The organism is Salipiger bermudensis (genome assembly GCF_017309175.1).
Lineage (GTDB): Bacteria > Pseudomonadota > Alphaproteobacteria > Rhodobacterales > Rhodobacteraceae > Salipiger > Salipiger bermudensis.
This window is the reverse complement of sequence record NZ_JAEKJV010000016.1, coordinates 1-13,482: the sequence shown is the minus strand read 5'-3', so window position 1 is coordinate 13,482 and position 13,482 is coordinate 1. Positions and strand designations below refer to the sequence as shown.

General features: G+C 65.8%; 14 protein-coding genes. 10 read left to right on the top strand and 4 right to left on the bottom strand.

The features are described 5' to 3' along the window. Positions 1-17 precede the first annotated feature (17 nt). From JF542_RS18640 to hydA, 4 genes are all read left to right on the top strand, one after another. Positions 18-590: a TRAP transporter small permease gene (locus JF542_RS18640; RefSeq protein ID WP_207076950.1), complete on the top strand. Its 573-nt coding sequence runs from the start codon at positions 18-20 to the stop codon at positions 588-590. Next, entirely contained in the window at positions 587-1,864 is a 1,278-nt protein-coding gene (locus JF542_RS18635; RefSeq protein WP_007804024.1) for a TRAP transporter large permease, read from the top strand. The genes JF542_RS18640 and JF542_RS18635 overlap by 4 nt, the downstream gene beginning before the upstream one ends. A gap of 53 nt (positions 1,865-1,917) precedes the next feature. After that, positions 1,918-2,883, top strand: coding sequence for a TRAP transporter substrate-binding protein (locus tag JF542_RS18630; RefSeq protein ID WP_207076949.1), 966 nt, complete (start codon positions 1,918-1,920; stop codon positions 2,881-2,883). A 72-nt stretch (positions 2,884-2,955) separates the two neighbouring features. Then, positions 2,956-4,365, top strand: coding sequence for a dihydropyrimidinase (hydA, locus tag JF542_RS18625; RefSeq protein WP_207077025.1), 1,410 nt, complete (start codon positions 2,956-2,958; stop codon positions 4,363-4,365). 265 nt (positions 4,366-4,630) lie between these two features. On the opposite strand, the gene JF542_RS18620 is transcribed toward hydA, so the two are convergent. From JF542_RS18620 to JF542_RS18605, 4 genes are all read right to left on the bottom strand, one after another. After that, the gene (locus JF542_RS18620; protein ID WP_207076948.1) at positions 4,631-5,311 is read right to left on the bottom strand and encodes a GntR family transcriptional regulator; all 681 of its coding nucleotides are present in this window, start codon (positions 5,309-5,311) and stop codon (positions 4,631-4,633) included. Between the two features lie 14 nt (positions 5,312-5,325). After that, positions 5,326-5,769, bottom strand: coding sequence for a MaoC family dehydratase (locus tag JF542_RS18615; RefSeq protein WP_207076947.1), 444 nt, complete (start codon positions 5,767-5,769; stop codon positions 5,326-5,328). Next, positions 5,766-6,908: an acyl-CoA dehydrogenase family protein gene (locus tag JF542_RS18610; protein WP_007804034.1), complete on the bottom strand. Its 1,143-nt coding sequence runs from the start codon at positions 6,906-6,908 to the stop codon at positions 5,766-5,768. Before JF542_RS18610 ends, JF542_RS18615 begins: the two co-directional genes overlap by 4 nt. Before the next feature lie 66 nt (positions 6,909-6,974). Next, a complete protein-coding gene (locus JF542_RS18605; RefSeq protein ID WP_207076946.1) occupies positions 6,975-7,340 on the bottom strand; it encodes a tautomerase family protein in 366 nt (121 codons plus the stop codon). Between the two features lie 130 nt (positions 7,341-7,470). Between JF542_RS18605 and JF542_RS18600 the strand changes: the two genes are divergently transcribed. The 6 genes from JF542_RS18600 (at position 7,471) to JF542_RS18575 (ending at position 13,216) form a co-directional block, all read left to right on the top strand. After that, a complete protein-coding gene (locus JF542_RS18600; RefSeq protein WP_207076945.1) occupies positions 7,471-8,349 on the top strand; it encodes a dihydrodipicolinate synthase family protein in 879 nt (292 codons plus the stop codon). A 66-nt stretch (positions 8,350-8,415) separates the two neighbouring features. Further along, on the top strand, positions 8,416-9,393 hold the full coding sequence (locus JF542_RS18595; RefSeq protein WP_207076944.1) for a TRAP transporter substrate-binding protein: 978 nt from the start codon (positions 8,416-8,418) through the stop codon (positions 9,391-9,393). A gap of 82 nt (positions 9,394-9,475) precedes the next feature. Next, positions 9,476-9,988, top strand: coding sequence for a TRAP transporter small permease (locus tag JF542_RS18590; RefSeq protein WP_007804041.1), 513 nt, complete (start codon positions 9,476-9,478; stop codon positions 9,986-9,988). Next, positions 9,988-11,274: a TRAP transporter large permease gene (locus JF542_RS18585; RefSeq protein WP_207076943.1), complete on the top strand. Its 1,287-nt coding sequence runs from the start codon at positions 9,988-9,990 to the stop codon at positions 11,272-11,274. The genes JF542_RS18590 and JF542_RS18585 overlap by 1 nt, the downstream gene beginning before the upstream one ends. A gap of 19 nt (positions 11,275-11,293) precedes the next feature. After that, positions 11,294-11,707 carry a DUF3830 family protein gene (locus tag JF542_RS18580; protein WP_207076942.1) on the top strand — a complete coding sequence of 138 codons (414 nt, stop codon included), beginning with the start codon at positions 11,294-11,296 and terminating at the stop codon, positions 11,705-11,707. An 18-nt stretch (positions 11,708-11,725) separates the two neighbouring features. Next, a complete protein-coding gene (locus JF542_RS18575; RefSeq protein WP_207076941.1) occupies positions 11,726-13,216 on the top strand; it encodes an AMP-binding protein in 1,491 nt (496 codons plus the stop codon). The last annotated feature ends 266 nt before the right edge of the window (positions 13,217-13,482 follow it).

The window sequence follows — 13,482 nt, the reverse complement described above, 5'->3', positions numbered from 1 at the left end:
AACAAGGAGGCGCGTCCATGCCAGACCGGACGACCAGCAACAGCGACACGAGCGGATCCCTGACCGCTTCGCCGCTTCTCAGGATCCCCGGGCTCTGCCTGACCATCTTGCGCCGCATCGTCGACGTGTCGGCGCTGCTGCTGCTGGCCTACATGTCCTGCGCCATCCTCGCCCAGATCATCGGGCGCTACTTCTTCAACTACTCCATCGCCTGGAGCGAGGAGACCGCCACCTTTGCACAAGTCTGGCTGATCCTGCTGGGCGCGGGCATCGCCATGCGCTTCAACCAGCATGTCGGCGTCGACGTGCTGATCCGCAAGGCGCCGCTCCCGGTGCAGCGGCTCTGCAATGGCGCAGGCCTGCTGCTGGGGCTGTGGTTCCTCGGCGTGGTGGTCGTGGGCTCGCTGTCGATGCTGAGCATCGGCTTCATGATCAAGTCGCCGGCGCTGCAGATCCCGATGGCGGTGCCCTATATGGCGCTGCCGGTGGGCTTCGGCTACTTCCTGATCGAGTTTGCCGTCACCACCCTGCCGCGCGTGATCGATCCCGACCGGGCAGCGGCCTCCGAGAAAGAGGAGGCCAAGGCATGATCTGGGCAGGCAGCGGGTTCCTTCTTCTTCTCGTCTCGGGCATCCCGATTGTCCTGGCGCTCGGCATCGCCGCGCTGGTGGCCATCGAGTTCACCACCACGGCGCCGATCTCGATCGTTGCGCAGCGGGTCTATGGCGGCATCAGCTCCTTCACCCTCATGGCGATCCCGTTCTTCGTGGCCTCCGGCCTACTGATGGAGGCCGGCGGCATCGCCCGGCGCTTCGTCAACCTCGCCGGCGCGCTGGTGGGCTGGATCACCGGCAGCCTCTACCTCGTCTCCATCGTCACCGGCACCGGCCTCGCGGCGATCTCGGGTTCGGGCTCGGCCGACACGGCCGCGATCAGCGCGGTGATGACACCGGAGATGCGCAAGCGCGGCTACGACATCGACCTCGCCTCGGCGGTGATCGCCGCCTCCGGCTCGCTGGCCTCGGTGATCCCGCCCTCGATCGTGATGATCGTCATCGCCATCACCGCCAACCAGTCGATCGGCGCCATGTTCCTCGGCGGCATCGTGCCGGGCCTTCTCGTGATGACCGGCCTGATGCTGGGCTGCTGGCTCTTCGCCAAGCGCGGCGGCGAGGCCTATCGCGACCGCGAGCCCTTCACCCTCGGCCGCCTTGGCCGCAGCTTCCTCGAGGCGGTGCCCGGCATGCTGGTGCCGGTGGTGATCCTCGGCGGCATCGTCGGCGGCGTGTTCACCGCCACCGAGGCGGCCTGCGTGGCGCTCTTCACCACGCTGATCGTCACCATGTTCATCTACCGCGAGATCACCGTACGCGACCTGCCGCGCATCTTCCTGCGCGCCATCAGCCTCTCGGCCACGGTGCTGATCATCGTCGCCACGGCCTCGGTCTTCACATGGATCATCGCGACGCAGGGCTTCCCCGCCATGCTGCGCGACTGGCTCACCGGCGTCACGAGCAACCCCGTCGCCTTTCTGCTCATCGTCAACGTGCTGCTGCTCGTGGTCGGAATGTTCATGGAAAGCATCTCGGCGGTGTTGATCCTGCTACCGATCCTGCTGCCCATCGCGCAGAGCTACGGCATCAACCCGGTGCAGTTCGGCGTGATCACCGCGCTCAACCTGTCGATCGGGCTTATCACGCCGCCCTACGGCATCTGCCTCTACGTCGCCTCGACCGTTGCCGGGCGCCGCATCGAGCAGGTCTCGCGCAAGGTCTGGCTGCCGCTCGGCTGCATGCTGGTGGCGCTGATGCTGGTGACCTTCGTGCCGGCGATCTCCCTCTGGCTGCCCTCGGTCCTGCTGTGACCTAGGGCATTCGGATTTCTCCCCAAACCAACCAGAAGAAAGTGAAAAAACTGATGTCCAACAGAGTTCTCACCACACTCGCGACCCTCGCCGCGCTTGCCGCCGCACCGGTCGCGGCCCAAGAATACAGCTTTCAGGTCGCGCATACCAACGCCGCCGGCGAAGTGCAGGACATGGGCCTGCAGAAGATGAAGGATCTGCTCGAGGCCAAGACCGACGGCGCCGCCACGCTCGAGATCTTTGCCGGCGGCCAGCTCGGCGACGAGCAGCAGACCGTCGAGGGCGTGATGCTCGGCTCGCTCGACATCGGCATGACCTCGAACGCGATGCTGTCGAACTACGTCGACGACTACAAGGTGTTCGACCTGCCGTTCCTGTTCCACTCGATCCCGTCGCTGGGCGAGAAGGTCGACGCCAACTTCGACATGATGGAAGACTCCGCCAACGGCGCAGGCTTCCAGCTTCTGGCCGTGTTCTCCTCGGGCATCCGCCACCTGATGACCTCGGAGCCGGTCGAGGACATTGCCGATCTCGAGGGCATGAAGATCCGCACCATGCAGAACCCGATCCACGTCGAGGCGTTCCGGGCCTATGGCGCCAACCCGACGCCGATGTCCTACTCCGAACTCTACGGCGCCCTGCAGTCCGGCGTGGTCGATGGCGCGGAAGGGGCCTCCACCGGCTATGACGGCATGAAGTTCTACGAGGTCGCACCCTCCTTCGCGCTGGTCGGCTGGCTCAACATGACCGCCCCGGTGACGATGAAGAAAGACGCCTTCGACGCGCTGCCCGAGGACATCCAGACCGCTCTGATGGAAGCCGGTGCCGAGGCCGCCAGCTGGCAGCGCCAGTATGTCGTCGACCAGGAGCAGCCGCTGCTCGACAGCTTTGCCGAGATGGGCGTCACCATCACCGAGCCCGACACCGCTCCGTTCATCGAGGCCTCGCAGCCCCTTTACGAGAGCCAGCTCACCACCGATGGTCAGAAGGCGCTGTTCGACGCCCTTACCTCGGAGTGAGCCACTCCGGTCTGCGGCGTCGTTCTCCCCCGGCGCCGCAGACCGACCAACTACATGCAGGACAAGACACACATGCTCGATCTCGCCATTCGAAACGCCGAAATCGTCACCGCCGCCGACCGCATCCGGGCCGAGATCGGCATCCGCGACGGGCGCATCGTCACCATCGCCGAGGACGTGGGCGAGGCGGCGAAGGAGATCGACGCCGCGGGGCTGCTGGCCCTGCCGGGCGGCATCGACGCGCATGTGCATCTCGAGCAGCCGCAGGGCGGCGGCGTGGTGATGGCCGACGGGTTCGAGAGCGGCACACGCTCGGCCGCAGCCGGCGGCAACACCACCGTCATGCCCTTTGCCCTGCAACAGAAGGGCCAGTCGCTGCGCGAGGCGGTGCAGGCCTATCACGAGGCGGCCGACGGCAAGTGCCATGTCGACACCTCGTTTCACCTGATCATCACCGACCCGACGCCTCAGGTGCTTGGGCAGGAGCTGCCGGCGCTGGTCAAGGCCGGCTACACCTCGTTCAAGGTCTTCATGACCTATGACGACATGGTGCTGAACGACGCCGAACTGCTCGAGGTTTTCGATGTGGCGCGGCGCGAGAAGGCCATGGTCATGGTCCATGCCGAGGGTTACGACGCCATCCGCTACATGGCCAAGCGGCTGGAAGAGGCCGGCAGGACCGCGCCCTATTACCACGCCGAGAGCCGGCCGCAGTCGGTCGAGCGCGAGGCCACGCACCGGGCGATCTCCCATGCCGAGCTGACCGACGTGCCGATCACCATCGTGCACGTCTCGGGCCGCGATCCGATGGAGCAGATCCAGTGGGCCAAGCGCCGCGGCATGAATGTCTGGGCCGAGACCTGCCCGCAATACATCGCCCTGACCGCCGACGACCTGAAGGGTCTGAACATGGATTTCGAAGGCGCGAAATACGTCTGCTCGCCGCCGCCGCGCGACAGCGACAGCCAGAAGGCGATCTGGGAGGGGCTGCGCGACGGCACCTTCGACATCTTCTCCTCCGATCATTGCCCGTTCCGCTTCGAGGACTCGAAGGGCAAGGACGTGGAGGGCGCGCGCACCTCGTTCCGCTGGGTGCCGAACGGCATTCCCGGCATCGAGACCCGGATGCCGATCCTGTTCTCGGAAGGGGTCTCGAAGGGCCGCATCGGCCTCGAGCGCTTCGTGGCGCTAACCGCGACCAACCCGGCGAAGCTCTTCGGGCTCTACCCGCGCAAGGGCACGATCGCCGTGGGCGCGGACGCCGACATCACGCTCTGGGATCCGTCGCGCGAGGTGACGATCTCGCAGAGCCTGATGCACCACGATTGCGACTACACGCCTTACGAGGGGCTCGAGGTCAAGGGCTGGCCGGTGCGCACCATCCTGCGCGGCAAGACGATCTTTGCCGAGGGCGAGGTGACTGGGGGCCGTGATGCCGGGGTCTATCTTGAGCGCGGCACCAGCCAGGCGTTCGGGGGCTGAGGATTTCGGCGAGCGCCTCCGAGACTTGCCGGCGCGGAACAAGCCGAAGGCGCCGCGCCATCGCCATCCCGCCCCACCGGGCTGGCGATTTGGTAGAGCTTGGCACTTAGCTTCGAGGTCCTTCGGACACGGCTGGGATAAATCGAGGAATTCTAAGTGTTCGATCGCCATCCCGCGGGCCGCGATGGCGCGGCTGGCGTCACCGTTTCGTTAGCCCGCGGGCCGGTGATGCGGGGCGGGCGTCACCCTTTCATCAAAGGGACCCTCACACCTCCGGTGCGATCCGCGACACCAGGTCTTCCATCATCGCGGCGTTCTGCATGCGCAGGATCGCCTCGGCGCTGGTCGCGTCCTGACGGCGCAGCGCATCGATCAGAAGCTGCATCTCCTCGGCCATCACCCGACGGCGCCCGGTGCCGTAGCCAAAGCCGCGGCGGAAAGCAAAGATCGTGTCCCAGCCGCGCTGGAACACCCGCAGCGCCTCGCGGTTGCCGCCGAACTCCACCAGCCGCGCGTTGAAGCGGCGGTTGGTCTCGATGGCGGCAATGTCCTCGCGCGCCTCGATCTGCGCGCGGTACTGCGCCGCCAGCGCCTCGAGCTCGCGGATCCGCTCCAGCGTCAGCGCGGACATGCCGCGCCGCACCGCGAAAACCCGCAGCTCGGTGTTCAGCTCGAAGAGATCGGTGATGTAGGCCCGGTCGAGCTTGCGCACGGTGGCGCCGCGGTTGGGCTCGATCGCCACCAGACCCTCGCCCTCGAGCTTCCGCAAAGCCTCACGCAGGGGCATCGTCGAAAAGCCTAGCTGCTTGGCCAGTTCGGCGGTCTTGAGCCGATCCCCCGGCGCGATGCGTCCCGAAAGAATATCCTCTCGGATCAGGCGCGTGGCCTGATCGACGGAGTTCTGGGCGGGATCGAGGGTCAGCGCGTCGGCGGGATCGGTGGGCATGGCGGGAGCTTCCGTCAGGGGGCCTTGCGGATCAAGGAGATATGCTCTGCCTCGATCAGCAATGTGCCGTCGGCGCGGCACAGTCGCACCGCTTCGGTGATAATTCCGGCAGGGCGCGAGCCGCTTTCGCGCTTCGCCGTAAAGTCCATTTCCACGTAGACCGTATCGCCCGCGACGATGGCATGCTTGAAACGCACGTCGTTCCAGCCAAGCGAGGCGATCGAGGTCTGCTCGTAGTGCTTCAGCTCGGTCTTCAGACCCTCCATCAATGCCAGCCCGTAAAGCCCATGCGCGATGATGCCGGGAAACCCGGCTTTCTTCGCATAGTCCGCATCGGTGTGCAGCGGATGGAAATCGCGCGTCAGGCGGCAGAAATCGGCGATGTCCGCCACCGTGATCTCGTGCGACGGCGTGGTGTAGGTCGCGCCGACCTCGACGTCCTCGTAGAACAGGTTCATGCGTAGGCCTTCTGGACTTGCCGCGCGATGATCATGCGCTGGATCTGGTTGGTGCCCTCGTAGATCTGGCTCAGGCGCACGTCGCGAAACAGGCGCTCGACGCGGAATTCACGCGAATAGCCGTTGCCGCCATGGATCTGCAGCGCGTTCGAGATGTGCCCCTGCGCCATGTCGGTGGTGAAGAGCTTGGCCTGCGCCGCCTCGAGTGCAATCGGCTGGCCGGCATCGTAGAGCTTGGCCGCATTGTGGATCAGCAGCCGCGCGGCCGAGATGTCCTTGGCCATGTCGGCGATCATGAACTGCACCGCCTGATGCTCGAAGATCGGCTTGCCGAACTGCTTGCGGTCATTGGCATAGGCGATGGCGTCTTCCATCGCCGCCTGCGCCATGCCGAGTGCCATCGACGACATCATCAGGCGCGAGAAGTTGAAGTTCTCCATCGCCATCTTGAAGGCGCCGTGTTCGGGCCCGATCAGGTTGCCCACCGGCACCCGCACGTCATCGAAGCTGACCATGCATTCGGCAAGGCCGTGCATCCCCAGCAGCTCCTCGGACTTGCCGCGCGACACGCCCGCGCGGTCGGTCTCGACGAGGATGCAGGAGATGCCGCGATGGCCGGCCTCGGGATCGGTCTTGGCGAAGACCATGATCACGTCGGCGACCTGCCCGAAGGTGACCCAGGCCTTGGTGCCCTTGATGACATACTCATCCCCCTCGCGCCGGGCGGTGGTGGTCATCGCCGCCACGTCCGAGCCGTGGTCGGGCTCGGTCACCGCGGTGGCGGGAATCACCTTGCCCTCGAGGATGCCGGGAATCAGCGCCTTGTGCTGGTCGCTGCCGTGATGATCGAGGAACAGCGCCGCCTCGACGGGAATCGCGAAGGCGTTGCCGACCGCGCCCGAGCCGCGCGCGATCTCTTCCATGACGATGCAGGCGGCCATCGCGTCGAGCCCGACGCCGCCTGCCTCCTCGCGGAGCGCGACGCCGAAAAGCCCTTGCTCGGCGAGGGCTTCGTAGATCGCGCGCGGGAAAACGTCGTCACGGTCGATGGCGGCTGCGGCGGGGGCGACCACGTCGTCGGAGAGCCGGCGGGCGGTCTCGCGGACCATGCGCTGCTCTTCGGTGTAAAACTGATCCAAAGTGATCTCCGATCTGTTGGATGTGATATTATCTGATCAACAGCTACACAGCCGGGTGCGGCGCGGTCAAGCCGAGGCCACCCCGGCATGGAACGCATCCGAGGGGTCGCGGTCGAAAAAGTAGACAATCACGTTCTTGGCGGTCACGCCGTAGGCACGGACCGCGGCCTCGGTGATCGCCCGGGCCGCTGTTTCTTTTGCATTTTGTGGGCGAGGGAACGCATGGACTTTTATGAAAACGCGGAAATTTTCGGCGTTTTCGCCATATTTTCCGGCATGTCCGTAGGAATAGTCGGGGGCCGAAAAATAATAGCAGGTGACAATTTCCGGCTTGATGTCGAAGGCCTGACAGAGACCATCGGTCATGTCTTTCGTCGCAAGCTCCCGTATTTCCTGAGTTGCGTCGCGGTCGATGATTTCGATGAAGGGCATGATGCGGCTCCTTGGCGGCAGGGGAGAAATTGGCTCGCCGGGAAGCTGACGAGTTGACTCATTATCTGATCAGATCAAACGTGAGTGCAACAGATTTGGATCGGCGCTGCCGAGATCGGAAAGGACCGGAATGACCTTCAAGGGTAGCTACACCGTCTGCGTGACGCCGTTCGACGCGGAAGGCCGCGTCGATCTTCAGGCGCTGCGGGGCTATGTCGACTGGCAGATCGAGGACGGCGTGCACGGCCTGATCCCTCTGGGCAGCACCGGCGAGTTCCTGTCGTTGACCCGCGACGAGCGCGCCGCCGTCGCCGAGACCGTCATCAGCCAAGCCGCCGGCCGCGTTCGGGTGCTGATCGGCACCGCCGCAGAGTGGACCGACGAGGCGGTCGAGATCAGCCGCGAGGCCGAGGCGCTCGGCGCCGACGGCGTCATGCTGGTGCCGCCCTACTACTCCTCGCCCACCGATGAAGAGCTCACCGTGCACTTCACCCGTGTCGCCGAGGCGCTGTCGATCCCGGTGATGCTCTACAACAACCCGTTCACCGCCAACGTGGACCTGAGCGCGGCCCTCGTGGGCCGTCTCTCGGAAGTCGACAACATCTCCTACATCAAGGACACGTCGAAGAACGTGCACCGGGTGACCGAGCTGCTCGAGGCCTGCAAGGGCCGCATGACGGTGTTTGCAGGCTATTATCCCTGGGAGAGCTATCTTGCCGGCGCCGAGGGCTACAGTTCGGTGATGTCGAACATCGCGCCCGGCCTCTCGGCAAAGACCTTCGAGCGCACAGTCGACGGCTCCGGCGAGGGGCGCGACCTGTATGTAGAGAGCCTGCCGCTGATCAACGCACTGGCCGGCGATCTCTACGTTTCGGCCACCAAGGCCGCGATGACCATGATCGGCCGTCCGATGGGCGACCCGCGCCCGCCGCGCCTGCCGCTGCCCGACGCCAAGCGCGCCGAGCTGGAAACCATTCTGAAAGATCTCGGGCTGCTGGCGGAGGCCTGATCCCGGCGCAAGCGCCGGGGGACAATTTCCGCCCCATCAGAGAGAAACCCAACAGGGAAAATCACAATGAAACTCACCAACCTCGCCCTCTGCATCGCGCTCGGCGCGACTGCCGTGGCCGCTCCGGCCTTCGCGCAGGAGATCACCCTCAAGGCCAGCCACAACGCAAATGCCGACGAGCCCTATGGCGTCGGCATGCGCAAGATGGCCGAGATCCTCGAAGAGAAGACCGACGGCGCGGCCACCATCGAGGTCTTTGACAACGCCACGCTCGGCGACGAGATGGAGAGCATCCAGGGCACCCAGATCGGCACTGTCGACATCGCCGTGACCGCGAACTCGACGCTGTCGAACTTCGTGCCGGACCTGTCGGTGTTCTCGCTGCCCTTCCTGTTCGAGGATGCCGAGCAGATGGACCGCGCCCTGAGCGATCCCGAGGTGCTCGACGCCATCGGCGGCGCGCTCGACGCGCAGGGCTTCCACCTGCTCGCCGTGTTCTCGGCCGGCACCCGTCACATCATGACCAAGGAGCCGATCGAGTCGCTGGCCGATCTCGAGGGTCTGAAGATCCGCACCATGCAGAACCCGGCCCATGTGGACACGTTCAACGCCTTCGGCGCCAACGCCACCCCGATCGCCTATACCGAACTCTACGGTGCGCTCGAAACCGGCGTGGTCGACGGTGCCGAAGCCGCCAACACCAACTTCTTCTCGCAGAAGTTCTACGAGGTCGCGCCCGACTGGGCCGTGGTCGGCTGGCTCGAGCTGGTCGCTCCGGTGATCATGGGCAAGGCCGCCTACGAAGCGCTTCCCGACGACGTGAAGACCGCGCTTGACGAGGCGGGCCTCGAGGCCGGCAAGGCCGAGCGCGCGGCCTATCTCGCCAGCGACAACGCCCGCTTTGCGGATCTCGAAGAGGTCGGCGTCAAGATCACCCGCCCCGACACCACCGCCTTCCGCGAAGCCGCGGCTCCGGTGCAGGAAAAGTATCTCGAGACCGACGCCCAGAAAGAAATCTTCGAGCTCGTGAAATCGGTCGAGTAATCTCCCAACTCGATCCAACTCCCCCGGCCGCGCCCACCCGCGGCCGGGGTTTCTGCAAAGACCTCGCATAGAAAGCCCGCGCATGTTCGCCCTTCTCGAACGCCTCTGCCTTGCCCTGCGCTTCGTCGTCTCGGGCGTGGTGATCCTGCTCTTCAGCGTGATGATGATCTCGGTGCTGGTGCAGGTCGGGGGGCGATACGTCTTCAACTATTCCATCGCGCAGGCCTCTGAGATCGCCACGTTCAGCCAGATCTGGCTGGTCCTGCTGGGCTCCGGCGTCGCCGTCGCCAAGGGGCAGCACGTGGCCATCGACATGCTGCCCGCCAAGCTGCCGCTGCCCGCCGCTCGCGTGGCGCTGGTGGCCATCGCGCTGGTCATCGCGACCTTCCTCGCGGTTCTGGCCTATGGCAGCCTGCCGCTGCTGCGCATGGGTGAATTCCAGAGCTCGCCGGCGCTGCGCGTGCCGATGAAATACGTCTATATCTGCCTGCCCTTCGGCGCCGGCTACATGGCGCTCGAACTGCTGCTCACGGTGATCCAGCGCTGGGACAATCCCTTCCCGCCGCCCGAGCCCGATGCCGAGGAGGCGATCTGATGCTGGTGATTGCTGCCGCCTTCGTCTTCCTTCTGGCCCTCGGTGTGCCCGTGGTCTTCGTGCTCGGTGCCTCGGCGGTGCTGGCGCTGGTGACCACCACCGACGTGCCCGTCGCCATCGTCAGCCAGCGCGTCTTCGCCGGGCTCAACTCCTTCACCCTGATGGCGATCCCGTTCTTCGTCTTTGCCGGTGTCATCATGGACGCGGGCGGCATCTCGCGCCGCATCGTCGATTTCGCCTCGGCGCTGATCGGCTGGGTCGTCGGCAGCCTCTACCAGGTGAGCTGCGTCGCCGCCGCCGGGCTTGCGGCGATCTCGGGCTCCGGCTCGGCCGACACCGCGGCGATCTCCGCGATCATGCAGCCGCAGCTGCGCCGCCGCGGCTATGACGTGGATTTCGGCGCCGCACTGATCGCCTGCGCCGGCTCCATCGCGCAGGTCATCCCGCCGAGCCTGACCATGGTGATCCTCGCGGTGATCTCGAACGTCTCGATCGGGGCGCTGTTCATCGCCGGCGTGCTGCCCGGGCTGATGTGCATCGCCATGCTGATGGTCATCGCCTATTTCCAGGCCCGCAAGGGCGGTGCCGCCTACCGCGAGACCGAACCCTTCACCCTCGAGCGCCTGGGCCGCACCGGCTGGAAGGCGCTGCCCGCCGCCGGCATGCCGGTGCTGATCCTCGGCGGCATCTTGGGCGGGGTCTTCACGCCCACCGAGGCCGCCGCGATCTCGGGCTTCTACGGGCTGCTCGTCGGGCTCTTCGTCTATCGCGACCTCAAGATCTCGCGTTTGCCCGGGCTGATCCTGCGGACCGCCTCGCTGTCGGCCGCCGTCATGCTGATCATCGGCACCGCCAGCGTGTTCTCCTGGCTCATCGCCAATGCCAACGTGCCGCGGATCCTCGGCGACTGGATCGCCAGCGTCTCGACCAGCACGCTGATCTTCCTGATCATCGCCAACGTGCTGTTCCTCTTCGTCGGCATGTTCCTCGAGACCATCGCGGCCATCCTGATCATCGTGCCGGTGCTGTCGCCGATCGCGGCGCAGATGGGCGTGGACCCGATCCACTTCTCGCTGCTCGTCATCCTCAACTGCGCCATCGGCACAGTGACCCCACCCTACGGTGTGTCGCTCTTCGTGTCGTCGAGCGTGGCCGGGCGCTCGGTGCTGCAGGTGTCGCGCCGGCTCGGCTGGCCGCTGGCGGGGCTCTTCGCCATGCTGCTCGCGGTGACCTTCATTCCCGACCTGTCGCTGTTCCTGCCGCGGCTCTTCGGGCTCATCGAATAATTCTTTCAAGGACAAGACCATGACCAAGCTCAAAGTCACCATCGCCGGCATCGAGTTCGACGCCCTCTTCGAGGAAGACGCCGCGCCCAAGACCGTCGCCGCGTTCCGCGCCCAAATGCCCTACACCAGCAAGGTGGTGCATGTGCGCTGGTCCGGCGAGGGCGTGTGGATCCCGCTCGGCGAGACCGATTTCGGCGTCGATTACGAGAACCACACCAGCTTTCCGGCACCGGGCCAGTTCATCCTCTATCCCGGCGGCATCTCTGAGACCGAGATCCTGCTCGCCTATGGCGGCGTGCATTTCGCCTCCAAGATGGGCCAGCTCGCGGGCAACCATTTCATCACGCTCACGTCGAACCTCGACAAGCTGAAGGAAATCGGGCCCAAGGTGCTTTGGGAGGGCGCGCAGGACATCCATTTCGAGGAAGTCTGACGACGTGAAGGACGGATCATGACGGTGACACCGATCAGCTACGGCGCAAGGCTGCGCCATCTCGCCGCCGAGCGCGGCAGCGCCGAGGCCGTGCGCTTTCTGCCGGCAAAAGGCGAGGAGCAGTCGCTGAGCTGGCAGGCGCTCGACGTCCTGACCGACCGCTTTGCGCGCGCGCTCGAGGCGCGCGGCGTGGGGCAGGGCGACGTGGTCGCCTTCGCCCTCGGCAATATCCCGGCGCATCTGGCGCTGGCCCTCGCCATCTGGCGCTGCGGCGCCACAACCATGGTGCTCGACCCCGGCATCCTGCCCGAGACCGCGCGGGCCATGAAGGCCCGCAGCGGCGCGGCGTTGATCATCGCTCAGCGCGAGGGCACCGGCGACGTGACGCTCGAGGCCTTCGAAGCCGAGGCCCTTGCGCTGCCCGAGACCACGGTCGAGGACCGCATCCCGACGCCGGGCAAGATCGTGCTCTCGGGCGGCTCCACCGGCCTGCCCAAGATGATGTGCGACGAGCGCCCGTTTACCCGCGTGCCCGGCTCCAGTTGGGGCCGCGTGGCGCCGCGCCTCGGTTTCCGCTGCGACCAGGTCCAGCTGGTCTGCGGGGCGATGTCGCACAACGCGCCCTTCACCTGGGCGCAGAACGGGCTCTTTGAGGGCAACCGATTGGTGCTGATGGAGCGCTTCGACGCGGTGCGCGCGCTGCAGGCCATCGACCGTTTCGAGATCGGCTTCGCCATGCTGGTGCCGACGATGATGGTGCGGATGATCGACCATCTCGAGGAAAGCGGCGCGTCGCTTTCGAGCCTGCACGCGCTCTACCACACCGGCGCGCCCTGCGCCGGCTGGCTGAAACAGGCATGGATCGACGTGCTCGGCCCCGAGCGCGTCACCGAGATGTACGGCTCGGGCGAGAACACCGGCCAGACCACCATCACCGGCGCCGAATGGCTCGAGCATCGCGGCTCGGTCGGGCGCGGCTTCGAGACCGAGATCCGCATCTACGGCCCCGATGGCACGCTGCTGCCCGAGGGCGAGACCGGCGAGATCTTCATGCGCCCTGCAGATCTGGGCGGGCGCAGCCACTACACCGGCCCCGACGCACCGCAGCCCGAGCGCGACGCCGACGGCTTCCAGAGCATCGGCGACGTCGGCTGGCTGGACGCGGACGGCTTCCTCTATCTCGGCGGGCGGCGCGACGACGTGATCAACACCGGCGGCGTGAAGGTACACCCTGAGACCGTCGAGGCGGTGCTGCTGCAACATCCCGAGATCGGCGACGCGGTGGTGTTCGGCATTGATGACCGGGAGTGGGGCCAGCGAGTGGTGGCCTGCGTCGTGCCGAAGGGCACCTCAGGACCGGACGAGCGCGCGCTGCACGATTTCTGCACCAGCCATCTGAGCCCGCAGGAGATCCCCAAGCAGGTGAAGCTCTGCGAGACGCTGCCGCGCGACGGCTTCGGCAAGATCCGCCGCAAGGCGTTGCGACAGGACTGGCTCGCGACCCGCTGACGCCCGGTGCAGCGGGAGCTCTAGCGCGAACATAGTCCGTGGTCTTCTCGACGTCCCGGCAAGCTCGGAGCATTTGACTTGTTTCAGCGCCGCCGCGTCGCGCCACGACTAAAGTGAACATAATCAAGATTCTCAGATTTGTGAATGTGTAGCCGCAAAGCTAAAATGTCACCCATGAACAATTCAGGAATGTCACTCTCCGTTCATAGACTGAGGGAGAATGGGCATGGGATGGGTGATGATGAGCGAGCGCGAGTTGAACCGCG